The sequence below is a fragment of the Blautia sp. TM10-2 genome (assembly GCF_003480845.1).
Classification (GTDB): domain Bacteria; phylum Bacillota; class Clostridia; order Lachnospirales; family Lachnospiraceae; genus Fusicatenibacter; species Fusicatenibacter saccharivorans.
Genome location: NZ_QUJZ01000001.1, coordinates 204,662 through 229,077 on the forward strand (window position 1 = coordinate 204,662; position 24,416 = coordinate 229,077).

The 24,416-nt window shown below is 51.2% G+C and carries 22 protein-coding genes; 1 reads left to right on the forward strand and 21 read right to left on the reverse strand.

Annotated elements, in window-relative coordinates; translation table 11 throughout:
• Positions 1-14 precede the first annotated feature (14 nt).
• The 18 genes from DXD92_RS01055 to DXD92_RS01140 form a co-directional block, all read right to left on the reverse strand.
• Positions 15-824 (reverse strand): TlyA family RNA methyltransferase, encoded by an 810-nt coding sequence (locus DXD92_RS01055; protein ID WP_022463346.1) that lies wholly within the window; start codon positions 822-824, stop codon positions 15-17.
• Complete coding sequence (gene dxs / locus DXD92_RS01060; protein ID WP_118594694.1) at positions 821-2,698, reverse strand: 1-deoxy-D-xylulose-5-phosphate synthase; 1,878 nt, start codon at positions 2,696-2,698, stop codon at positions 821-823. Before dxs ends, DXD92_RS01055 begins: the two co-directional genes overlap by 4 nt.
• An 11-nt stretch (positions 2,699-2,709) precedes the next feature.
• Complete coding sequence (locus DXD92_RS01065; RefSeq protein ID WP_330410087.1) at positions 2,710-3,624, reverse strand: polyprenyl synthetase family protein; 915 nt, start codon at positions 3,622-3,624, stop codon at positions 2,710-2,712.
• The gene (xseB, locus tag DXD92_RS01070) at positions 3,602-3,847 is read right to left on the reverse strand and encodes an exodeoxyribonuclease VII small subunit (RefSeq protein ID WP_226906307.1); all 246 of its coding nucleotides are present in this window, start codon (positions 3,845-3,847) and stop codon (positions 3,602-3,604) included. The genes DXD92_RS01065 and xseB overlap by 23 nt, the downstream gene beginning before the upstream one ends.
• 22 nt (positions 3,848-3,869) lie before the next feature.
• On the reverse strand, positions 3,870-5,096 hold the full coding sequence (gene xseA, locus DXD92_RS01075) for an exodeoxyribonuclease VII large subunit (protein WP_118639919.1): 1,227 nt from the start codon (positions 5,094-5,096) through the stop codon (positions 3,870-3,872).
• Entirely contained in the window at positions 5,086-5,523 is a 438-nt protein-coding gene (gene nusB / locus DXD92_RS01080; protein ID WP_022463351.1) for a transcription antitermination factor NusB, read from the reverse strand. Before nusB ends, xseA begins: the two co-directional genes overlap by 11 nt.
• 127 nt (positions 5,524-5,650) lie before the next feature.
• Positions 5,651-6,043 carry an Asp23/Gls24 family envelope stress response protein gene (locus DXD92_RS01085; RefSeq protein ID WP_022463352.1) on the reverse strand — a complete coding sequence of 131 codons (393 nt, stop codon included), beginning with the start codon at positions 6,041-6,043 and terminating at the stop codon, positions 5,651-5,653.
• 70 nt (positions 6,044-6,113) lie between these two features.
• Positions 6,114-6,986 (reverse strand): L-serine ammonia-lyase, iron-sulfur-dependent, subunit alpha, encoded by an 873-nt coding sequence (gene sdaAA, locus DXD92_RS01090; protein ID WP_055228454.1) that lies wholly within the window; start codon positions 6,984-6,986, stop codon positions 6,114-6,116.
• Entirely contained in the window at positions 6,976-7,659 is a 684-nt protein-coding gene (sdaAB, locus tag DXD92_RS01095; RefSeq protein WP_055218253.1) for an L-serine ammonia-lyase, iron-sulfur-dependent subunit beta, read from the reverse strand. The genes sdaAA and sdaAB overlap by 11 nt, the downstream gene beginning before the upstream one ends.
• A 38-nt stretch (positions 7,660-7,697) precedes the next feature.
• Complete coding sequence (locus tag DXD92_RS01100) at positions 7,698-9,290, reverse strand: peptide chain release factor 3 (RefSeq protein WP_022462532.1); 1,593 nt, start codon at positions 9,288-9,290, stop codon at positions 7,698-7,700.
• A gap of 107 nt (positions 9,291-9,397) precedes the next feature.
• Positions 9,398-9,916, reverse strand: coding sequence for a DUF4364 family protein (locus tag DXD92_RS01105; protein WP_022462531.1), 519 nt, complete (start codon positions 9,914-9,916; stop codon positions 9,398-9,400).
• Positions 9,913-10,860, reverse strand: a complete 948-nt coding sequence (locus tag DXD92_RS01110) for a TIGR01212 family radical SAM protein (protein ID WP_118639920.1) — start codon at positions 10,858-10,860, stop codon at positions 9,913-9,915. The genes DXD92_RS01105 and DXD92_RS01110 overlap by 4 nt, the downstream gene beginning before the upstream one ends.
• A 14-nt stretch (positions 10,861-10,874) precedes the next feature.
• Positions 10,875-12,197, reverse strand: a complete 1,323-nt coding sequence (locus DXD92_RS01115) for a replication-associated recombination protein A (protein ID WP_118639921.1) — start codon at positions 12,195-12,197, stop codon at positions 10,875-10,877.
• A 113-nt stretch (positions 12,198-12,310) separates the two neighbouring features.
• Positions 12,311-12,985, reverse strand: coding sequence for a polysaccharide deacetylase family protein (locus tag DXD92_RS01120; RefSeq protein WP_158581749.1), 675 nt, complete (start codon positions 12,983-12,985; stop codon positions 12,311-12,313).
• Between the two features lie 116 nt (positions 12,986-13,101).
• Positions 13,102-15,465 (reverse strand): DUF2298 domain-containing protein, encoded by a 2,364-nt coding sequence (locus DXD92_RS01125; protein ID WP_118639923.1) that lies wholly within the window; start codon positions 15,463-15,465, stop codon positions 13,102-13,104.
• Between the two features lie 2 nt (positions 15,466-15,467).
• Entirely contained in the window at positions 15,468-17,099 is a 1,632-nt protein-coding gene (locus DXD92_RS01130) for an ABC-F family ATP-binding cassette domain-containing protein (RefSeq protein ID WP_022462526.1), read from the reverse strand.
• A gap of 121 nt (positions 17,100-17,220) precedes the next feature.
• On the reverse strand, positions 17,221-19,290 hold the full coding sequence (locus DXD92_RS01135) for an LTA synthase family protein (RefSeq protein WP_118594690.1): 2,070 nt from the start codon (positions 19,288-19,290) through the stop codon (positions 17,221-17,223).
• Between the two features lie 31 nt (positions 19,291-19,321).
• Positions 19,322-20,095, reverse strand: a complete 774-nt coding sequence (locus tag DXD92_RS01140; protein WP_117509116.1) for a DUF6062 family protein — start codon at positions 20,093-20,095, stop codon at positions 19,322-19,324.
• Between the two features lie 237 nt (positions 20,096-20,332).
• Here DXD92_RS01140 and DXD92_RS01145 point away from each other — a divergent pair, with 237 nt between their 5' ends.
• Positions 20,333-20,566, forward strand: a complete 234-nt coding sequence (locus DXD92_RS01145) for a helix-turn-helix domain-containing protein (protein ID WP_022462523.1) — start codon at positions 20,333-20,335, stop codon at positions 20,564-20,566.
• A gap of 88 nt (positions 20,567-20,654) precedes the next feature.
• On the opposite strand, the gene metA is transcribed toward DXD92_RS01145, so the two are convergent.
• From metA to DXD92_RS01160, 3 genes are all read right to left on the reverse strand, one after another.
• Complete coding sequence (gene metA, locus DXD92_RS01150; protein ID WP_055228462.1) at positions 20,655-21,587, reverse strand: homoserine O-acetyltransferase MetA; 933 nt, start codon at positions 21,585-21,587, stop codon at positions 20,655-20,657.
• 151 nt (positions 21,588-21,738) lie between these two features.
• The gene (gene ligA, locus DXD92_RS01155) at positions 21,739-23,694 is read right to left on the reverse strand and encodes an NAD-dependent DNA ligase LigA (protein WP_055228463.1); all 1,956 of its coding nucleotides are present in this window, start codon (positions 23,692-23,694) and stop codon (positions 21,739-21,741) included.
• On the reverse strand, positions 23,691-24,392 hold the full coding sequence (locus tag DXD92_RS01160) for a pseudouridine synthase (protein ID WP_118639924.1): 702 nt from the start codon (positions 24,390-24,392) through the stop codon (positions 23,691-23,693). The genes ligA and DXD92_RS01160 overlap by 4 nt, the downstream gene beginning before the upstream one ends.
• Between the last annotated feature and the right edge of the window lie 24 nt (positions 24,393-24,416).

The window sequence follows — 24,416 nt, forward strand, 5'->3', positions numbered from 1 at the left end:
GCTCCTTAACCCTTTTATTTATCCAGTGTATCGTGTGCGCTCTTTACAACGGCGTCTACATCGACATTGGTCTCTTCCTCTGTCACGCCGTCCGGCAGCCGGACAAGGTGAACGAGATACTCGATATTTCCCTCCGGTCCTTTGATCGGAGAAAATTCCAGATGGCGCACGCCGAAGGAAATGCTTTTCGCATAGGAAATGACCATCTCAATGACTTCTTTGTGTACAGCCGGATCACGGACAACACCTTTTTTGCCGACTTTTTCGCGTCCTGCCTCAAACTGCGGCTTGATCAGAGCTGCAATTTCGCCGTTCTCTTCCATCAGATTCCGGACCGGAAGCAGCACCTTGGTCAGGGAGATAAACGATACGTCGATCGATACGAAGGACGGTCTCTCCTCGATATCCTCCGTCACGACGTAACGGATGTTCGTGCGCTCCATGCAGACAACGCGCGGATCGTTCCGCAGCTTCCAGTCGAGCTGGCCGTGGCCGACATCCACGGAATATACCTTGACGGCGCCGTTCTGCAGCATACAGTCGGTAAAGCCGCCGGTGGATGCTCCGACATCCATGCAGACCTTTCCATCCAGGGTAAGGTTAAAGTTTTTCATTGCTTTCTCTAATTTTAAGCCGCCGCGGCTCACATACGGCAGTGGTTTTCCTTTTAAGACAATCTCCACTTCTTCCGGGAACATGGAACCGGCTTTATCCTCCCGCTCATTGTCCACCAGAACTTCTCCTGCCATAATCATGGCTTTCGCTTTTTCCCGCGATGTGGCAAGGCCCCGTTCTACCAGTAATACATCTAATCGTTTTTTCATCTTTCTTCCTGCCCCTGTTTTCTGTAGTATTCCTCAATTCTGCCGCAGATATCTTCCGGCGTAAAGCCGACCTGTTTCATCTGGTATGATACACTTCCGTGCGGAATAAAGCGGTCCGGCAGTGCAATGATCTCCACGCCGAACGGAAGGTCTTCTTCCTCGGCAAAAGCAAGGACGCGCTCTCCAAAGCCGCCGTCTTTTACATTTTCCTCGAGTGTTACGACAAGCTCATACGTATCGGCAAAGCTTCGAAGAAGTTCTTCATCGATTGGTTTGACGAACCGCGCATTCACAAGCGCCGCATCCATATCCATCCGCTCTTTTAACTGTTTCTGCACTTCTTCTGCCATTTTTACCATACTGCCGACGGCAAGAAGTGCAACACGGCTTCCCTCATGGATCACTTCTGATTTTCCGAGGCAGATGGGCGCACGGAACTCTTTTAATCCCGTATACGCTTCCCCTCTCGGGTAGCGCACCGCGATCGGGCCGTCGTAATCGACCGCAAATTTGATCATATCCGAAAGCTCCCAGAGGTTCTTCGGTGCAAGAATTGTCATATTCGGCATCGAACCCAGATAGGAAAGGTCGAAAATGCCGTGGTGTGTCTCCCCGTCGTAGCCCACAAGACCGGCGCGGTCAATCGCAAAGACGACATGGAGATTCTGCATACAAACGTCATGCATGATCTGATCGTACGCCCGCTGCAGGAATGAAGAATAAATCGCAACGACAGGCGTAATGCCGCCGAGTGACAGTGCCGCTGCAAATGTCACCGCGTGCTCTTCTGCGATTCCCACATCGAAACAGCGGTCCGGGAACATGTTGGAGAAGCGTTTCAGTCCGACACCGGTCATCATCGCCGCCGTGACTGCCGCAACATCCTTTCTTCGATCTCCCATTTTCCGCATGACCGTGGAAAAGACATCCGTGTACGTCGGATTGGATTTTCCAACCGGCAATCCTGTTTTCACATCGAACGGACCCGCACCGTGGAATCTTGCCGGGTGGCGCATCGCCGGCTCATAGCCGCGGCCCTTCTGTGTCAGGACATGCACCAGAATCGGTCCTTCAAACCGTTTTGCTTCCTGGAAGGTCTTGATCAGCTGCGGAATGTTGTGGCCGTCCACAGGACCTAAATACGTAAGTCCCATATCCTCAAACAGCATGCCCGGAATGATGATCTGTTTGATGCTGCTTTTCGTCTTCCGCATCGCATCCACCATGCCAGGTCCGATGCCCGGAATGCGGTTCAATGCCTTTGTGACGTCCATCTTGAAATCCGTGTACGCCGATGCCGTCCGAAGGCCGGACAGGTACGATGACATACCGCCGACATTCTCGGTGATCGACATTTCGTTGTCATTTAAAACGATAATAAAATTCGATTTCAGGCTGGCCGCATTGTTCAGCGCCTCGTACGCCATGCCGCCGGTCAGCGCACCATCTCCGATGATCGAAACAACGGAATAATTTTCTTTTTTCAGTTCCCGTGCACGCACATAGCCGACGCCTGCGGAAATCGAGGTCGAGCTGTGGCCGGTGTCGAATACATCGCAGTCACTCTCGCTCCGCTTCGGGAATCCGCTGATGCCGCCTTCCCGGCGCAGCGTTTCAAACCCGTCTTTCCGCCCGGTCAGAATCTTGTGCGTGTAGGACTGGTGTCCCACATCCCAGATCAGCTTGTCTTTTGGAAGATCGAAGACGCGGTGCATCGCAATCGTCAGTTCCACGACACCAAGATTGGACGCCAGATGGCCGCCGGTTTTACTCAAAGACTCGATAATAAATTCCCGGATTTCCTCTGCAAGCGCCGGAAGCTGGTCCGCCGGAATCTTCTTAATATCGTTTGGTTTCTGTATTTTTTCTAACATGAAATCATCCCTTACTTTTTTCTGGAAGTCAGAGATTCAAACAGCTCTTCCAGAAATATTTTATCTCCCGGACAGGACAGATTTTTCAGTTCGTCCACGGCCTCTTTCGTGAGCCGTTTTACCTCCTGCTCCGCCCCGTCTGTGCCAAACATCGTCACATACGTTGTTTTTTCATTCTTTTCATCGCTGAAAACCGGCTTTCCAAGCTCCTCCATCGTGGATGTGACATCCAGGATGTCGTCCCGGATCTGGAACGCGATTCCGACTTTGGAGGCAATCCGGCAGAGCGCGTCAAGATCATCGTCGTTTGCTCCTGCAAGTGCCGCACCTGCCATCATGGCAGCCTCTAAAAGCGCCGAAGTCTTGTTCTCGTAAATGTAGTCCAGCATCTCACGGTCGATGGCGAAATGGCCGGCTTTTTCATTCATCACGTCAACACTCTGACCGCCCAACATGCCGGAAATTCCGGTTTTCTGACAGAGAATGCCAAAAGCACGCACTACGCGGTCGGTGTGCTCCTCCAGTGGAAAGGCTTTCCAGGCTGTCTCGTATGCATAGTTTAAAAGGGCATCTCCTGCCAGCACGCCGACGGCCTCCCCGAAGACGACATGGGTCGTTTTTCTGCCGCGGCGGTAATCGTCGTTGTCGATCGCAGGGAGATCATCGTGGATCAGGGAATGGGTATGAATCATCTCCATGGCTGCCATAAATGGTTTTACTGCCTCCCCGGTTCCGCCGAACAGACGGAAACTCTCCTGCAAAAGCAGCGGACGAAGCCTCTTTCCGCCCGCTGTCATACTGTAATTCATGGCTTTTGCCAGTTCCTTTGCAAAGCCTTCCTCTTTCGGCAGGTAAGCGGCAATGATACTTTCCGTTTCCCGCGTTTTTTCTTCGAGTACCGCTTTAAAATTCTCTGAATGTTCCATCCTCATTCATCTGGAGCATTTTTTTCTCGACGCGGTCAATTTTCTGACTGCATTCATTCAAAAGCTCCATTCCCTCCTTGTATAAACGAAAGGAGTCTTCCAGGCTGACATCGCTGCTCTCCAGCGTTTCGAGCATCTGATCCAGTTTTCCAAATGCTGCTTCCAGTGTCTCACCGGAAGGGGTTCCTTCTTCTTTTCTCTCTTCTGCTTCCATATTTCCCATGTTTTCTCGATTCTCTGCTTTTTCACGATTGTTCCATCCAGGATACGGCCGATGTCTTCTCTGCGCGCGCTGTGATCTTTCCGTCTGATACACAGATTTCGAGCAGATCACCTTCTTTGACATCCTGCACCGAAGTGATGGCTTTTCCTTCTTTTTCCACGTAGGAATAGCCCTGGTTCAGCTTGTCCAGCGGGGACAGACCCTTCATCGCCTGAATGTAAAGGGCAAGGCGGTGGCGCGCTTCTTTGAGCTTTTCTTCCATCGCATCTGTATACCGACGCTCCAGCTCGGCGTGGCGTGCTCTCTGGTCACGGATCTTATTTTCCGGTCCGAGATACTTCCACTTTGTCTCGTACTGCAGAAGGCGGCTTCTCGCTCTCTGCGTCTGGTTTGCCATCGCATGGTTCATGCGGCTTTTATAATTTTCCAGTGTGTTGAGTACCGCGCGGACATCAGCGACCGCCAGCTCCGCCGCTGCGGACGGGGTCGGGGCGCGCAGATCTGCCACGAAATCGATGATCGTTGTGTCGGTCTCATGGCCGACGGCGGAGATCACCGGCGTATGGCAGGAAAAAACGGCACGCGCTACTTTTTCCTCATTGAACGCCCAAAGATCCTCGATCGAACCGCCTCCGCGGCCCACGATCAGCACATCCAGATTCAGTACGTCCAGACGGCGTATGCCCTCCACGATGCTGTCCGCCGCTCCCTCTCCCTGCACCAGGGCCGGGTAGAGGATGATCTGGACAAAGGGATTCCGGCGGAGTGCAATGTTTTTGATATCCTGCACAGCAGCTCCCGTCGGTGCTGTGACAACGCCGATTTTCTTTACATACGCAGGAATCGGCTGCTTGTACTCCGGGGCAAACATGCCCATCTCTTCCAGTTCTGCTTTTAGGGCCAGATACTTTTCGTATAAAAGGCCGGCGCCCTCTTTTGTGATCTCTTTTGCATAGATCTGATACTTTCCGTCCCGCTCATAGACGCTGATGCTGCCGCCGACAATCACGTTATCGCCGTCCCGCATCGGGAAGGCAAGGCCGCGCCGCGAACCGGCGAACATGACACAGGAAATGGTTCCTTCCGCATCTTTTAAGGAAAAATAGATATGGCCGGACGGATGGTATTTACAGTTGCTTACTTCTCCGCTGACGCAAATCCGGCAGAGCATATAGTCCTGGTCAAAGATGTTTTTGATGTATGAATTGACCTGGCCTACGGTGTAAACATTCTGATTTTTATTTCTCATCTTCTTCTCTTGCCAGTTTTCCAAGAATACCGTTGATAAAGGACGGAGACTGGTCTCTGCCGAAGCGTTTTGCCAGCTCAACGGCCTCGTTGATGGCTACACCGACCGGAACGTCCTCGTCGAATTTCATCTCGTAAACGGCAAGACGCAGGATCGCCAGGTCTACTTTTCCCATACGGGTCGTTTTCCAGCCCTCGGAAGTACGGTTCAGCATCTCGTCGATTTCCGGGATGTGCTCGGTCACATGATGGTATTTCTCTTCCATATAGGTCTGATCTTTTTCGCTTACGGTTACTTCTTCATCCTCGTCGTTGTCGTCAGAGTACGTAAAGTAAAGAGACATCTGCTGCGGCATCTCCTCTTTCTCCTGGAACTCTGCGGTATAGAGAAGTTTAAAAATATTTTCGCGAAGTTTGCTTCTGTTCATTGTCTGTTTTAATTCCTTCCTGTATAGTTAATTAACTATTTTTCTTCCATTTCATCTGGCTCTGAATAGTTAACAAGAACCGCGGGGTTGTAAGGGGTCGCCTTATTCCCTCGCGGTTCGTTGTTTTTTATTTCGTCTGTTCCATATTCACGCCTGCAATGGCTACATTGACATCGGAAACTTCCAGGCCTGTCATATTCTCGATCGCTGTTTTTACTTTTTCCTGTACGTTTTTGCAGGTTGCCGGAATCTCGTATCCATATTTGAGATTGAGGGCAAGATCCACGCAGACAACGCCGTCGAGTACATCAACTTTGACACCCTTGGAAAGATTTTTCATGCCAAGCTTGCTGACTAGTTCGTTGGTAATATTTCCGGCCATGGAGGCTACCCCGTCCACTTCCGTTGCCGCAAGTCCTGCGATAATAGCTACCACCTCGTCTGCAATCTGCACGGTTCCGATTCCTTCGTCATCATATATCGTATAAGTGTTTCTTTTCTGAATTTTTGCCTCTGCCATCTTAAAGAACCTCCTCCTTGGCTGACTTTCCTTTATTATACCAAAAGTTTTCCGAAAATAAAAGTTTTTTTTATTCTTCTTCCTGTGCCGCGCACCACTCGCGTGCTGCCGGCGTGTTGGCAAGGCCGCCCTGGCCGGTTTCGCGCAGACTCGGATGCATCTGGTCGCCGACTTCCCGCATCGCATCGATCACCTGATCCGGCGGAATGCGGCTTATGATTCCCGCAAGTGCCATGTCCGCCGCAGAAAGTGCATTCACGGAACCGATCACATTCCGCTTGACGCACGGGACCTCGACAAGACCGCCGACCGGGTCACACACGAGACCGAGCAGGTTCTTTAATGCCATCGCTGCCGCATGCGTGATCTGGGACGGAGTGCCGCCGCCAAGTGCGGTCAGTGCGCCTGCCGCCATCGCGCTTGCTGTTCCGATTTCGGCCTGGCAGCCGCCGGAAGCGCCCGCAATGTAGGCCCGCGCCGCAACGACCTGGCCGATACCGGCTGCCGTGTAGAGCGCACGCACGATCTGCTCATCCGCTGTCCCCTTCTCTTTCTGGTAATTCACGAGCACAGCCGGAAGCACACCGCACGCTCCTGCGGTCGGTGCTGCAACGATCCGCTTCATGCAGGCGTTTGACTCACCCATCGCAAGTGCAGATGCCATAACTTTTCCGACAAACGGTCCGCAGAGCGTGTTCCCGCTCTCGACATACGCGCGCATCGTCTTTCCGGCGCCGCCCACAAGACCGCTTCTCGACTGCAGCGAACCGTCATAATTCCGTTCAGCGCCTTTCATGGCTTCCCACATGCCGCGCATCGTCTCAATGGACTCTTCGCGGCTTACATTTCTCTCATTCATATCGTCCAGAAGGATGACTTCATCAAACGGCAGGTCTTTTTCCTGGCACTCCCGGACAATTTCTTCCAGTGAATTATAAGACATCGTCCTCTTCTCCTTCCGTTACGTTGATGTATGTTACCTTTACAATGCCCTCAAGATGCTCCAGCCATTCCAGCGACTCTTTGGGAAGCGGCTGATCCATCTCCACGACCATGACGGCCGATCCGCCTCTCTTGTCGCGGTAGAGGGACATATTCGCAATGTTGACTGACTTATGTGCCAGCATCGACGTAACCTCGGCTACGTGGCCCGGCTGGTCCAGATTGTGGACGATCAGGGTCGGAATCTCGCAGCTGCAGTTGACATCCAGCCCGTCGAGGCGGTTGATCATGATACGGCCGCCGCCAAGGGAGCACGCCTGCACCTCGAGCGTCCGGCCGCTCTTTCCCTTTACTTCCAGAACAACGCTGTTCGGATGGGCACTCGTCAGATTGGCGATGCCGAATGAATAGGAAAGACCCATCTTCCGGGCAATTTCAAAGCTGTCCGGAATCCGCTCGTCATCCGGCCGCATGCCGAGAAGACCCGCGACGAGACCGCGGTCCGTTCCATGGCCCTTTCCCGTTGCGGCAAAGGAACCGTACATCAGTATTTTTGCTTCCACCGGCTGTTCCCCGAGAAGTTTCTGCGTCATCCATCCAATCCGCACTGCCCCCGCTGTGTGCGAACTCGACGGACCGACCATCACAGGGCCCAGAATATCGAATAAGTTCATTCCTTCTCCTTTTTAAGCGGCATCCCGCGCTTTTGTTCTTAGTTTTTGCTGAATTCGGTCAGCACAAGGTCTTTGTTTCGATCCTGTACCATGCCGACACTCCACGGATTGACAAAGAGAAGCAGCGGATTTCCCTTGAGGTCCATGACCTTCTTCATATCGGATGTACCCTGAATACGGTCCAGGTTGATCTCCTCTTTGTTTGCGATCCAGCGGATGTGCTCATACGGCAGGTTCTCCAGACGGATATCCACGTTGTACTCGTTCTCCAGACGGTATTTTAAAACGTCAAACTGCAGGACGCCGACAACGCCGACGATGATCTCCTCCATGCCGCCTTTGTACTCCTGGAAAATCTGGATCGCACCTTCCTGTGCAATCTGGGAAATTCCCTTGACGAACTGTTTTCTCTTCATCGTATCGAGCTGGCGCACTCTTGCAAAATGCTCCGGCGCGAAGGTCGGAATTCCCTCGTATGCGAATTTTTTGCCCGGCATACAGATCGTATCTCCGATGGAGAAGATACCCGGGTCAAATACACCGATGATATCGCCGGCGTATGCTTCATCAACAATATGACGGTCACTCGCCATCATCTGCTGCGGCTGGGAAAGACGCATTTTCTTTCCTCCCTGCACATGGAAGACTTCCATTCCGGCGTCGAATTTGCCGGAGCAGATGCGCATGAATGCGATACGGTCACGGTGTGCTTTGTTCATGTTTGCCTGGATTTTAAAGACAAACGCAGAGAAATCCTCTTTGACCGGATCGATCACGCCGCAGTCTGCCGTACGCGGAAGCGGCGGCATCGTCATCGTGAGGAAGTGCTGCAGAAAAGTCTCCACACCAAAGTTGGTGAGCGCAGATCCGAAGAATACCGGGGAGAGCTCTCCCTTGCTGACAAGCTCCTGGTCAAACTCTGCACTTGCGCCGTCGAGCAGCTCGATCTCATCCATAAGCTGTTCTTTCTGGTCCTCATCGACCACATCGAGAAGATGCGGATCGTCGATATCAATTTCTTCCTCGATACCTTCCTTCGTTCCCTTCATTGTATCGGAGAAGGTAAGGACTTTCTTTTTGTCACGGTCGTAAACACCGCGGAATTTCTTTCCGGAACCGATCGGCCAGTTGATCGGGCAGGTTGCAATGCCGAGCTCTTTTTCGATCTCGTCGAGCAGCTCGAAGGTATCGTTCGCATCGCGGTCCATCTTGTTGATGAAGGTAAAGATCGGGATGTGGCGCATGACACAGACTTTAAACAGCTTTCTGGTCTGTGCCTCGACACCCTTCGATGCATCGATAACCATGACGGCGGAATCGGCTGCCATCAGGGTACGGTACGTATCCTCCGAGAAGTCCTGGTGTCCCGGGGTATCCAGAATGTTGATGCAGTAGCCGTCGTAATTGAACTGCAGAACGGAAGAGGTAACGGAAATACCACGCTCTTTCTCGATCTCCATCCAGTCGGATACGGCATGGCGCGCAGTCGCTTTTCCTTTTACGGAACCGGCGAGATTGATCGCTCCTCCGTACAGCAGGAATTTCTCAGTCAGTGTGGTTTTACCGGCATCCGGGTGGGAAATGATGGCAAAGGTACGCCGTCTTTCAATTTCTTTTGTATAATCAGGCACAGTTTTATCTCCTTTGGAATATAAAATCTTATTTACTATGTTTTCCATGTTTATGCTTTTTAGACATACTAATTTATTCTATTATATGCCACCATTCCTGTCAATCGTTATCTTGACAGTTCATTCATAATCGAAGCATAAATCTTCTGACTCCGGTTTTCCCAGTTGCTGCAGATCTTTTTGGCCGCCTCCTCGGACGGAACCGTCACGACAATCTCAAAAATAGTCGTCTTCCGCTCTCTTGCCTGACAGCGGACCTCGTAGTCATCTCCCGCGGTCTTGTAGTAATCGGCCACAACGGACGCTTTTTTTCGCAGTTCATAGGAGTGTTCCTTCATATAGCGGTCGATTTCCTCCCGGATTTCCGGAGAGATCTCGTTTTCGAAGAAGGAAAGCGTCTTGCTGCCCTCCTCAGTCATGTGGTAGTACGAGGTGTTGCGCACCTTCTCGATCTCGATCAGCTTTGTATCCTGCAGCTCGCTTAACGCCTCCTGGAGATGAAAGTAGTTCGTGTACTCTTTTTCCAGGATAAAATCCGAAATCTGTGTATTTGACAGCGGAAAATTCACATTCTGCAGCATGTAGAGAATAATCAGTTTGTATAACGTAAAGGATGATTCAATCACGGTGTGTTTCCTCCTTTTTCTTCGTCCAGAAGCTGTCCCTGATACGCATGTTCTTCTTTCATGCGATGATGCAGCTCATTTAAGACGGCGCGTTTTGCCTGGCTCCATGTTGGTGCAATCAGAAGATCCCCGGGGCCGTCTCCCGTCACACGGTGGATCACAAGATCGGGACGGAGGCGCCGCAGGCAGTCGATGACAAGGGTAAGATACGCATCCTGCTCCAGCACCTCAAATTTTCCGGCCGCGTAGTCCGCCGCAAGATCCGTGTTTTTCAGCACATGAAGCAGCTGAAGCTTGATGCCGGAAATGGAAAGTCCATTCAGGTAATCCATTGTTGCAAAGACTTCTTCCTGTCCCTCCCCCGGCAGACCGAGGATCGTGTGGACAATCACGGGAATCCCCCGCCTGTGCAGATCGTTTACTGCCTGTTCAAAACAGGAAAGCGGATAGCCCCTTCGGATATACTGTGCCGTTTTTTCATGCATCGTCTGCAGTCCCAGCTCCAACCAGACCGGTTTGATCCGGTTCAGCTCTTCTAACAGAGAAAGAACCTCTTCCCCTAAGCAGTCCGGTCTCGTTCCGATCGAAAGGACCACGACCTCCTCGTCCGAAATTGCCTCCCGGAAAATTTTTTCCAGATATTCCACCGGCGCGTACGTGTTCGTATACGCCTGGAAATAGGCGATGAACTTATGCACCGGCCGCTTTTGCTGCAGGAGGGATTTCTGCTCCCGGATCTGTTCCGGGATGGATTTGTTTCTGTCCCCGGCAAAATCACCGGAGCCGCCCGCACTGCAGAAAATGCAGCCCCGGTCACCGCAGGTGCCGTCCCGGTTCGGACACGTCATCCCGCCGTCGAGCGAGAGCTTGTACACTTTTTCCCCGAACGTCTTTTTCAGATAGGCGTCCAGCGAATAATACGGCTTTCCAAGCCAGTCTGTCATGGTTTCTTCCCCTTTTATTCGATGTCTTTTCCAATTTTTTTGAAGTTTTCCCGGATTTTCTGCTCATAGCCGTTCGTTCCAAGATGAAGGAAACGGCTTCCTAAGATCTCGTCCGGCAGATACTGCTGCTCGACGTAGTGATTCGGGTAATCATGTGCATACTGATAGCCTTGACCGTGGCCGAGTTTGGCAGAACCTTTGTAATGGGCGTCCTGCAGATGCGGCGGAACCGACGTCCGCACACTTCCGACCGTCTTCATCGCCGCAAAGACTGCCTCGCACGAAGAATTACTCTTCGGTGCACAGGCAACATACGTGGCTGCCTCCGCCAGAATAATCTGCGCCTCCGGCATGCCGACGCGTTCCACGGCAAGGGACGCGGAAACTGCTACATTTAAGGCATTCGGATCGGCAAGGCCGACATCCTCCGCCGCGCAGATCATGATGCGGCGGGCGATAAACTTGATATCCTCCCCGGCATACAGCATTTTGGCCAGATAAAAGACCGCCGCATCCGGGTCAGAACCGCGCATGCTCTTGATAAATGCAGAGATCGTATCGTAATGCTGATCGCCCGTCTTGTCGTACCGCACGACGCGCTTCTGGATGCACTCCGATGCCGTTTCGAGATCGATATGGATTTTTCCGTCCGCCTGACGTTCCGTCGAGAGGACGCCCAGCTCGATTGCATTTAAGGCCGCTCTCGCGTCACCGCCTGCGATGTCGGCGAGGAACTCTTTTGCATCCTCATCGAGCACAACGTTGTACGTCCCGAGCCCCTTTACCGGGTCCGTCACCGCGCGCTCCAGCAGTTTTTCGATGTCCGCTTTTTCGAGCGGCTTTAATTCAAAGATAATGGAACGCGAAATCAGCGCCCCGTTGACCTCGAAATACGGGTTTTCCGTCGTCGCGCCAATCAGAACGAGTGTGCCGTCCTCCACAAACGGAAGCAGATAATCCTGTTGCCCCTTGTTGAAGCGGTGGATCTCGTCAACAAAAAGAATCGTCTTTTTGCCGTACATGCCGATCCGCTGCTGCGCTTCTTTTACGACTTCTTCCATATCCTTTTTGCCGGCTGTCGTGGCATTCAGCTGGGTAAACTCTGCGCTTGTCGTATTGGCGATGACGCGGGCAAGCGTCGTTTTTCCCGTTCCCGGAGGGCCGTAGAAAATGACGGAGCCGAGTTTATCCGCCTTGATCGCACGGTACAACAGCTTTCCAGGGCCGATGATGTGCTCCTGTCCAACCACCTCGTCCAGCGTTGTCGGGCGCATGCGCGATGCGAGGGGGGACTCTTTTTCCATTGTGGTTTCTTTCATATAATCAAACAAATCCATGTATTTTTCACCCCATTTTTCTTCCTGCCATTTATCTTATCACATTTTGGCGGGTATCCTCAACCCCTTAATCTCGGATTCTCCGCAACTATGTTCGATGGAATCCGCGGAAGCTATTCTTCAATCAGCTCACGCACCGTCACAAACGTGTATCCCTCTTCTTTTAATTCTTTTACGATCCGCCGCAGCGCTTCCACTGTCGCGCGGTAGCCGTCATGCATGAGAATAATGCTGCCATCCTTCACATTCGGAAGCACCTCGCTGCAGATCGACGCGGTGTTCTGGCTCTCCCAGTCGCGGGAATCCACATCCCAGAGTACCGGGATCATCGTCACTACAAGGTCCAGCCCCTCTCTCCATTCCCCGAACGGCGGACGGATATAGACAGGATATTCCCCTGTGATCTCGTAGATTGCATTGCTTGTTTTCACGACCTCCTCCCTCGCTTCCTCTTCTGATACTTTCGTAAGCTGAACATGATGAAACGTATGATTTCCGATCAGATGGCCTTCCGCATGCATCCGGCGGACGATTTCTTCGTTTCCGGCAAGACACTGCCCCTGCAGAAAAAACGTTGCCGGAATTTCATTTTCTTTTAAAATTTCAAGCACCTCCGGCGTATAGCACGCATTCGGCCCGTCATCAAATGTCAGCGCCGCACGGCGGGGCACACTTTTTTCTGCTTCCGCCGCTGTCTCTTTCGCGCCTTCTCTTTCACACCGTGCCAGCTCTGCAAACAGAATAGCCGCCATCATCACAGCCAGAAGCGGCAGAGGAACGTGCCGCACTTTTCGGAATCTCCGCATGGTCTGCCCTTCGCACTTTCTTCTGCATTCCCTGTATTATATGAAAAACAGGAGAAAAGATGCCGCACCCGGCGGTTCTTTTCTCCTGTTTTTGTTCTTTATGTATCCTGCACCTGAAGAATATACGTACCGGACGCAGTATCCTGGTAAACGATATCTCCGATGGACTGCAGCAGCGATTCGTTCAGTGCATCGCCGTATTTCTCCTTTTCTTTGCTTCCCACAAAAATGTAGGTCACATGATACTGCTCCAGCAGGCGCAGCACTTCATTCGTATCGGTCGAGGTGTACATCTGTTTCACGTCCTCGGCGCGGACATTTAAGTCTGCGGGATCCCCTCTCCAGAGCCATTCATGGACATACCATCCAAGCACGGTCGGAAGGCCGGTCATTGCGGAAACACGCTCGTAATCGCTGTAGCTGTCGCCGTTCGCCTCAAGCACAACCGACTGTCCTTCTATTGTTTCATCCAGCCAGCGGATGGCACCTGCGTCCTCGGAAAAGACATTTTCCAGATATGCTGTCGCATCGAGTCCGCGGTACTCGGACAGATCGAAAACATTTCCGAACCAAGAGTACACGCTCGTTCCAAAATAGCCGAACGTCCATAAAAGCAGTACCAGCCCGATTCCGCCGAACACCTGCAGAATCCGCTCTTTTTTCCAGAGCAGGAACCGCGTGATGATGTAGCTCATGCAGATACCGAACAGGATAAATGCCTGATACGTCAGCTTGAACATCGTGTTGGAGCGCGCATACGATTCTTCGTAGATATCGCGCACATAGACGAGCTCCGGAATGATGATAAGGCCGATGGCACAGAGGCCTAAAATACCGATCACCATATCGCTCACCGCAATCTCTCTCCAGAAATTACAGAAGGCAGAAACTTTTTTTGGCTTTTCCGCCGTTTCTTTTTCGCCCGGCTCCGGTTTTTTCTCTCCCAGAATCAGGGCAACGGCCTGCTCTTCCACCTCTTCCTGCGTCTTTCCATCGGCAAGTACAATCTGTCCCTGCCGCTCCATGCCCGGAAGATGACAGTTTTTCCGCCATGCTAGCAGAACGGCTGCGATAAACAGCACAACGAGCACCGTCGGAAGGCCCCAGAGAATCGCCAGCTGATACAGCATCGAATGGTGCTTGGCAATGCCGACACCGGAAACCATCGTCTCAAACTTCATTGTAAACGGAAGGGCGACAATCGTTCCAATTGCAAAAGCTTCTGCAGCCTGCAGGAGAACCGTTCCGATCGTCTCTTTCGCCCGCGCATGATACCGGTACAGCGCACCGTACAGAGAGAAGCCTGCAATCACGACGAAATAGATAACAAAATCCCAGTAGTTGGACCAGTGGAACACACCGATCAGAAAGCCCGCCGCGATGATCTGCGGCTGAAGCAGAACGTCTTTTAACGACCATTTCCACTCTTTTTCCGGATCACGGCAGGTATTTTTCACGTAGGAATATAAAAGGCCCAGCACCAGCAGGACGAACATGACATTCACCACATGGGCATGCAGGTCGCCGAGCACAAAGGAATACGATGGAAACTCATGAATCGTGCGGTCATTTTCCACAAGCGGGTCATACCCGATATAGCGGGTCGAACTCGGGAACCAGTAAGCCGATTCGTTCAGTCCCAGCCACTGTCGGATGCAGCCGTAAATCACATAGTGCATATTTCCTGCAAGGGAAACGGCGCCTCCCGAAAGAAGACCGCCAATCACCGGTGCAATCTGGCTTTTATTGCCGCCCTCTTTCCGGATGCAGTGGCACGCACGCGACTCTGCCAGATGGTAGGTGATCGAAAACGGCAGAACAAACGCGAACGATGCCACCATCGTACGCATCAGATGGTACGTCTGCTTTACATCCGTGAAGGTAATCTTCGTCAGAAATACGGCATAGAACTGGCCGCCGTAATAGTAGTTAATACCGCTTCCGCTGTACCAGAGATCCTCTGCCGGAACGGCGGTGCTGCGCATCATGGCCTTCATAAAACCATAATCCATGAATTTTTCGGTTCCGTGTGCCTCCGGGTGAAAGCCCGCAAGGTAGGTCCAGAGAAGGAAAAAGGCGAAAAACAACACTTCTTCCATCATCAGGAAGTCGATTTCCGGCGCATGGACGCGTACCTTAAAGCATCCGAAAATCCAAGAAGCCAGGATCAGTACACCGACTGTGATCAGGCAGACCGGTGCGGTAAACGGAACCAGTCCGAAGCTTCCAAGAGCAAATACAGCAAAACCGGAAACAACGATGCCAAGCACTTTAGAAAACATCCATCCCCGGTCATGAAACCGCGGAAACAGCGCTGCGGCAGCCGGATAAAATCCAATACCGAGCACCAGGGTCATAAGCCACCACTTCAGGAACGAAACGTTGTCCGTTCCAAGAAGCGGCGTTGTGGCCAGCACAAGCAACACCAGCAGAATGCCGGAAACTGTCGTCTTTTTGCTCATCTTTAATTATCTTCCTCTGTCATTGTGTAGACATGACGTTTTCTTGCCATCTCATCGCTTGCAAGATACTCGTCGTAGGTGGTCATCTTATCGATCAGCGCGCCGTTCGGAAGGATCTCCATGATACGGTTTGCTGTGGTCTGTACAAACTGATGGTCGTGGCAGGTGAACAAGAGCACGCCCGGAAATTTGATCAGACCGTTGTTCAGTGCAGTGATGGACTCCATATCCAGATGATTGGTCGGCTCATCAAGAACGAGAACGTTTGCACCGGAAATCATCATCTTGGAGAGCAGGCAGCGCACTTTCTCTCCTCCGGAAAGGACTCTGACACGTTTCACACCGTCCTCACCGGCAAAAAGCATTCTTCCGAGGAATCCGCGGACATACGTTACGTCCTTGATCTCGGAATACTGGGTCAGCCAGTCTGCGATCGTCAGGTCGCAGTCGAATTCTGCGGTGTTGTCCTTCGGGAAGTAAGCCTGTGTGGTGGTTACGCCCCATTTGTAGTAACCGGAATCCGGCTCTTCTTCTCCGGTCAGAATCTTGAACAGCATGGTGATCGCCTGCTCGTTGCTTCCGACGAAAGCAACTTTATCTTCTCTTCCGAGGGTGAAGCTTAAGTTATCCAGGATTTTCACGCCGTCTACGGTTTTGGTCAGTCCCTCTACCTGCAGAACGTCGTTTCCGATCTCACGGTTCGGACGGAAATCGATGTAAGGATATTTCCGGCTGGACGGTTTGATATCGTCGAGCTGGATTTTCTCCAGGGCTTTCTTACGGGAAGTAGCCTGTTTACTCTTCGATGCGTTGGCGCTGAATCTAGAGATGAAGTCCTGTAACTCTTTGATCTTCTCCTCTTTCTTCTTGTTCGCCTCTTTCATCTGTTTTACCAGCAGCTGGCTGGACTCAAACCAGAAGTCGTAGTTTCCGGCATAGAGCTGGATTTTTCCGTAATCTATATCTGCGATCTGGGTGCAGACTTTATTCAGGAAGTAACGGTCGTGGGATACAACGATAACGGTATTCTCGAAGTTGATCAGGAACTCCTCAAGCCACTCGATCGCATCGAGATCCAAGTGGTTGGTCGGCTCGTCGAGAAGAAGGATGTCCGGATTTCCGAACAGGGCTCTTGCAAGAAGAACTTTGACCTTCTGGCTGCCGGTCAGGTCTGCCATCTGTGCGTAGTGCAGTTCCGGCTCAATGCCAAGGCCGTTTAAGAGCTGCTCTGCATCGGTCTCTGCCTCCCAGCCGTTCATCTCTGCAAACTCACCCTCGAGCTCGCTCGCTTTGATACCGTCCTCATCGGTGAAGTCTTCTTTTGCGTACAGCGCCTCTTTCTCTTTCATGATCTCATAGAGACGAGCATTTCCCATGATAACGGTGTCGAGTACCGGATAGCTGTCGTATTTGAAGTGGTCCTGCTCGAGGAAGGAAAGACGCTGGCCCGGTGTAATGGTTACGTCTCCGTTTGTCGGTTCAAGCTGGCCGGACAAGATTTTCAGAAAGGTTGATTTTCCCGCTCCGTTGGCACCGATCATGCCGTAGCAGTTTCCCTCGGTGAATTTGATATTGACATCTTCAAACAACGCTTTTTTTCCGACACGAAGTGTCACATTATTTGCTGCAATCATACTTTTTAAAACCTCATTTTCTTATTCTTAATTGTAATCGTGAAGTTACCGCCGGGGTTTCCCGGTCATACGGAGTATAGTCTACCATAGGTTTCCGTTTTCTGGCAAGTAGGGAAAGCCCTTATTCTTCGTCTTTTTCACCGGAAATTGTAAAAAAGCTGTCATCCCGGTCTTTTTTGTCGATCAGTTCATTGTACTGCAGGCATTCATACTGCCGTTCGTACTCGAGATCCTCCTCCGGCGCATCGCTGTCGTTCCAGCGGTACCAGGTTCCGTCACTTGCTAAAAAGCCGAGGTGATTGAGCGCCGGCATCTTCTCGCGCAGGTCAAGCAGATACTCGTTGTACGGTGTCAGTTCCAGGCCGGTAAGGCTTAACGCATAGCTTGAGAGATAGTTTGTGCTGATCCAGACATTGCTCTCGGATTTCATGCTGTAGTTGGTCCAGATGAAGAACGGGGTTCCATAGAACTTCTCCTGATCCTCGACCGAAAGATTCTGATAAGCGTCTCCGGCAATCCATGTTTCAAACGCATCCGGCAGTTTCGGGGAATGATCGCCGAACATAATGATCATTGTCGGCTCGTCCACCTGCTGGAAATACCGGATCAGATAGGAAATTGCCTCATCGGAAAGCTTTAACAGGGAGAAATACTGATCGGCCTCATCACTGTCGTAGCCGTTGCAGTTGATATCCGCCTGGAAATAACGGTTCGTGTAGCCGCTGTGGTTCTGCATCGTCACATCAAAGAGGAAGAACGGGCTGCCCGGCTCCTTGTTCTCGTAGGTTTCCACGATCTTCTCATAGTTCGCCTGATCGCTGATCATGCCGCGGTACCGCTTGGCCGTATCGGAGAACTGATCAATCGAGATGAAATCATCAAAATCAAGGAAACGGTATGCCGTGCTCCGCTTCCAGTTTGTCGCCTTGTTCGGATGCATCGCAATTGCCTGATAACCCTGGTCTTTTAACGTCGTGACAAGGGAATACTGGCTGTGCGTAAAGTAGCTGACGTACGGCACCATGCCCGGGAACCGCTTGCAGGAGTTTCCGGTCAGGAACTCATACTCCGTTTTTGCTGTTCCGCCGCCCTTGGTACACGTCAGCGTGTGCCCTTTGATAATATTTTCGGTCAGCGAGTCGAGGAACGGCATGTAGCTCTCGCTCGTCTGCGGATCGCCGACGGAACGGTAGTCAAACCACGACTCGTTCATGATCGCGATGATGTTGACGGGTGTCACGCTATCCGCATTATCTTTTCGAAGATCTTCTGTTTTCGTCTCTTTCTCGCTCGTATCGGCAATCGCTGTCACTTCGTCTTTCGAATAGCCGTCCGGCGGTGTCAGGCGCATGTATTTGGCGACCGCGGTAAAACCGACTGTCGTTCCGTACTGGCGGTATGTCTTCGCCGGATTCCAGAGGTCACTGATGACACCGAACTCGGCGTTCCAGTTCAGATTCATGTACGCCAGGTATGTTCCGAGCGTCAGCGCAGCAGCAGCCACGCGGAGCAGAATTTTATTTCTCGTTTTCCGTGCAAAACGGTATTCCCGGCTCTGCAGCCAGAGGCGCACAACGAGCATCATCGTGATAAACGAAGTCACGATTTCACCTGTGATCTCGAATTTGTAGCCGCCGACTACGTCCGCCGCCGTCGCAATGCTGTACAGATCGATGAGCTGGAACGCTTCTCCGCGGAACAGATAAACATAGTAGAATACCAGACTCATGCAGAAATAAAAGATGTTCATGAAAATCATCGCGCGGCGGATGGAGTTCAGAAAGAGGGAAACGAGAATGGAAAGTACGAAAATGACACCGATATTCAACAACGCATAATACCATTTCATCTCCCGGAACTGGCTGTTTGTGACAAATTCCAGTGTGGCAAACAGATAGGCTGCGTTTGCCAGCATCAGAATCGGCTGTTTCCATCCCACATAGCGCGGTTTTGGTTTCTGGTCCGGCTTTGCAGCAAACCGGCAGAAACTGACGACTGTCGTCAGTATGATACACGCCAGCAGGCACGGGAACAGAAAGTGAATACTCCACTCCCGGTCTGCCGCCGTCGTATCCAGCAGCGGGCGCGCCAGAAACAGCAGCACCGCCAGCACGCCGAAATACAAAACAAGAAACGCGCACCGGGCGCGCTCCTTTTGATTCTCTTTTAATCTCTGATAAAACTTCTGCATCGAAACTTTATGCTCCTTTTATAAACAAGAATTATAATCCTTCCGTAAACGGCTCGTCCGCCGGATAGCCGCCGCCTAATTTTTGCATACAGCGCTGGATGGAATCTTTTGAATTTCCCCAGTCCTTATCCTTGTTGCGGTAATCGAATTTGTCAGTAAACCATGTTACCTCTTCCTGCAGCCGCTGGTAATTTTCTTTCATGATTTTGAACAGAGTCGGGTAAAATTCCGCTTTCTGTTTATCATTCAGCTTTTTCTCCGCCGTTTCTACCAGATCCGCAAAATGCGGCAGACAGAAGCCTTTTCCCTCGCGGAACAGTCTTGCAAACTCCTCGTCTTTTTTGTAGAGATCAAAGAACGTATCAAGATAGCGGTTATAGTTTGCCTTGAAGTGATCGCAGACGTAGCACGAATGCGTCTTCTCATCAATCCACTGGCCGATCGCAGTCTCACGGCCCTGTTTGTCGAGGGATGTCTTCTGCATCCGCTTGAACACCGAGGATTTTCCCGGTGCAAACAGATCCATCTGTGCGGCAAGCTCCTGGTTCAGTTTTTTCAGATGGGTGGATAAAATCAGACCGCTTCCGAGACGGTTTCCGTAATCGTACATCATTTTATAGTGGTGGCGGCAGAATCCCATCGCGTCTGTTTCCGCACGCACATCATCCTCCATATAGGATGCGCCGGAACCGAGCGCAAACGAAATCGCATGCTGCTCTGCTTCCCGCTCCAGATAGCAGAACGGGCACTCATCTTCCGCCTTGAATGCATCCATCAGCGGAATGGTATGGATCGACTCTTTCATATGCAAAAACCTCCGATTTTATTTGTTGGTGCTTTCTACAGCATACACAAAAACCTCTCATTTGTCAAAAGAACTCTTTTTCCTGTTTTCCTATTATTCTGATGGATAATTTCTATATTTTGCACAATTTACATGTGCATTATAAAAATTTAAAGTTGTTTCTTTTTGGTATTTAATCGTTTAAGATAAATATTATATAAGTCTTTGTATCACTCTGTTCAGAAAGGAGCCATAGCAATGGGAGAACGTCATACGGAGGAGATGCGCCTCCTCGGTCTTACCATCGCTTTTTATCGCAGAGCACGCGGATTAACGCAAAGTGAGCTTGCCGAAGCTGTCCAGATCAGCCGTACACATATGAGCAACATCGAAGCGCCAAACAGTCATACCTCTCTGTCTCTAAACAAGCTGATGGATATTGCGGAAGCACTCGAAATTCCGCTGAAAACATTATTTGATTTCAAACGGTAAGCCCGGAAAGCTTTCCGTTTTTTATAGCAGATTTTTACAGCAACCCCCCGCAGCCGGTGTGCGCCCGGTGCGGGGGGCTTTTTCTCTCTTATTTTCCCGAAAAATCCGGAGTTCCGTCAAGATTATACGGGGTCACCTGGTATACATAGTAGTTCAGCCAGTTCGTGTACAGATTGTTCGCATGTGACCGCCATAAAAGCACTGGTTTTGTATTTGGATCGTCGTTTTTATAATAGTTCTTCGGAATCTCAATCGGGAGTCCTTTGTCTTTATCGCGGTGGTACTCGCCGTCGAGCGTCATACGGTCGTACTCCGGATGACCCATCACAAAAATCTTTCTTCCCTCTTCCGCCATGCCAAGATAGAATCCGGCTTCGTCGGACTCTGCGAGAATCGTGACATCTTTGCAGGCACGGATATCGTCGATCGGTACTTCTGTGTGGCGGGAATGCGGTGCCAAAAACTCGTCATCGAAGCCTCGCACAAGCGGGATCTTGCGGTTGTTGACTTTGTGCCAGAACAGCCCGAATTTCTTCTCCGGAAGCATCCGTTTCTTCAGTCCGTAGAAATGATACAGACTCGCCTGGGCTCCCCAGCAGAGGAACATCGTGGAGGTAACGTGTGTGTTCGTCCAGTCCATGATCTTTGTCAGTTCATCCCAGTAGTCAACTTCTTCAAATTCCATCTGCTCGACCGGTGCACCGGTGATGATCATACCGTCGTAATAATTTTTCCGCACATCCTCAAATTTCACATAGAACGTGTTCAGATGGCTGGTCGATGTATTTTTCGCCTCGTGGCTTGCCACCATCAGAAAGGTGACATCAACCTGCAGGGAGGTGTTGGAAAGGGAGCGCAGAAGCTGCAGCTCGGTATCTTCTTTGAGCGGCATCAGATTCAGGATCATAATCTTCAGCGGACGGATGTCCTGATGAACCGCTCTTGTCTCGTCCATGACGAATATATTTTCGCTTTCGAGTATTTCTTTTACAGGTAAATCTGCCTGAACTTTAACCGGCATATTCTTTTTCCTCGTTTCTATTCTTCTTGATCTGCCGCGCTTTTCTCTGCGCAGACAGGCGGTTTGCTTTTTCCGGCAGGAATTTCTGCCGTCTGTTTCCGATTATAGCAGATTCCCGCGCGGGATGCAAACCGCCTTTGCAGATATTTCGTTATTCTTCTGTCATCTTCAGAAATTCCTCTTCTGAGATCACCGGCACGCCGAGTTCGCGCGCTTTCCGGTTTTTGGAGGAACTGGATGTCGTGTCGTTGTTGATCAGATAGCTCGTCTTTCCCGTTACACTTCCGGTGGCTTTTCCGCCGAGCTCCTCGATTCTTGCCTTTAATGCATTCCGGTTCGGGAAATGTTCCACACTTCCGGTGATAACGAAGGTAAGACCGGCTAATTTCTGTTCTTCCTGGCTTGCCTGCGGCTTCTCAATCGTCAGATACGACAGAAGGCGCTCAAGGCGTTCTTTATTTTCCTCATCCGCAAAGTAATCCACGATGCTTTTTGCAATCACTTCTCCGACACCGTCGATCTGCGCGAAATCCTCCGCCGATGCATTCCGGATCCGGTCGAGATCGAAATCGAAGGCTTTGCAGATCATTCTCGCGTTTGCAAGACCGATATTTAAGATGCCAAGTCCGAAAATCAGACGGGGCAGCGTTGTATTTTTCGCGCGCTCGATGCTATCGATCAGATTCTGGTATGATTTTTCACCGAAACCGTCCATCTCCACAATCTCGTCGCGGTAGCGGTCGAGACGGAAAATATCGGCAAACTCACGGATGAAGCCGTGGCCCACGAATTTTTCGAGCGTTGCCTCCGACATGCCGTCGATGTTCATCGCGTCGCGGCTTACAAACAGGGTGAATGCCTTCATGAATTTTGCCGGGCACTCCGGATTCGTACAGTAGAGGGTCTCGACATTGTTCATCATCTGAATCCGGGTGGCACCGCCGCAGGCAGGACACGTTTCCGGAATATCGCGCACACCGCTTCTCGTCAGATTCTCTGAGATCTGTGGAATGATCATGTTTGCTTTGTAGACAAGGATTTTATCACCCACACCGAGATCCAGCGAACGCATGATACTGATGTTGTGGACGCTTGCGCGGGAAACCGAAGTTCCTTCCAGCTCGACCGGCTCAAAAACCGCAACCGGATTGATGAGACCGGTTCTCGACGGGCTCCACTCAATTTCAAGCAGAGTGGTCTCCTTCTGTTCATCCGCCCATTTGAAGGCGAAAGCGTTCCGCGGGAATTTCGCGGTTGTGCCGAGTGATTCTCCGTAGGCGATATCGTCATACAACGCGACAAGGCCATCGGACGGGAAATCGTTTGTCTCGATTTTCGTGGAGAAATATTGCATCGCCTCGTCGAGGTTATCTTTGGTGACAACCTTGTATTCCACCACCTCGAAGCCCTGCTCTTTCAGCCACTCCATCTGACGGATTCTGGAATTTTCGAAATCCTGTTCCGGAGCGCTCACAAGCGCAAATGCCATAAAATGAACGTGGCGTTTTGCCGTAATCTCATTGTTCAGCTGGCGCACAGAACCGCTGCAGAGGTTCCTCGGATTCTTGTATTTCGCATCGACATCCTCAATCTCCTCGTTGATCTTCTCAAAATCGGAATAGCGGATGATCGCCTCGCCGCGCAGAACCAGCTCTCCCTGGTACGGGATTTTTAAGGGAATATTTTCAAACACTTTTGCATTGTTCGTGACAACCTCTCCGATCACGCCGTTTCCACGGGTGACGGCCTTTGCGAGGGTACCGCCGCGGTACGTCAGAACGACGGTCAGACCGTCCATCTTCCAGGATAGCAGCGTTTTGTGATCCCCGATGAAGCTGCGGAGCACTTCCACATCTTTCGTTTTATCAAGGGAAAGCATCGGTGACTCGTGCGCTTCTTTCGGCAGTTCGTCCATCGCCTCGTAGCCGACTTTTGTGGTCGGGCTTCCGGCGAGTGTTACGCCTGTTTTTTCCTCTAATACCTGCAGTTCGTCATACAGCGTGTCGTACTCCAGGTTGCTCATGATCTCCCGGTCTTCCTGGTAATAGGCTTTTGCCGCTTCGTTCAGCTTTTTGACCAGTTCCTTCATCCGTTCTGTCTCGTTCATCGCTTTTCCTCCCCGATCTGCTTTTTCAGTTCTGCTAATTCTTTTTCCGTTAAAGGGCGGTACTCCCCTGTTTTCAGGTCTTTCAAGTGAATATTCATGATCCGCACACGTTTCAGCTTTGTGACACGATATCCTAATGCTTCGCACATCCGCCGGATCTGACGGTTCAGCCCTTGCGTCAGAATAATCGTAAAGCTGCGCTCTCCCGTTTTCTGGATCCGGCACGGGCGCGTCACGGTATCGAGAATCGGCACGCCGGATGCCATTTTTTTCAGAAATTCCGGTGTAATCTCTTTGTTTACCTCGACCTGGTATTCTTTTTCGTGGCGGTTTCTGGCACGCATGATACCATTTACAATCGCACCGTCATTCGTCATCAGAAGGAGGCCTTCGGAATCTTTATCGAGTCTTCCCACCGGGTAAATCCGCACCGGGTAGGACAGATAATCGATGACGTTGTTTTTCTCCCGTTTTTCCGCAGTACAGACGATGCCGCGCGGTTTGTTGAAGGCGAGATAGACTTTTTTCTCCTCCGGGACAACGGTTTTGCCTTTCACAACAACAACGTCGCCAGGCTCCACCTGCATGCCGGTTTCCGCGCGTTTTCCGTTTATAGTAATCTCGCCCGCTTCTGTCAGACGGTCCGCCTCCCGCCGCGAGCAGACGCCCGCATCACTTAAGTATTTGTTTAAGCGCATAGTTTTATCCTTCCAAAAAAGCAG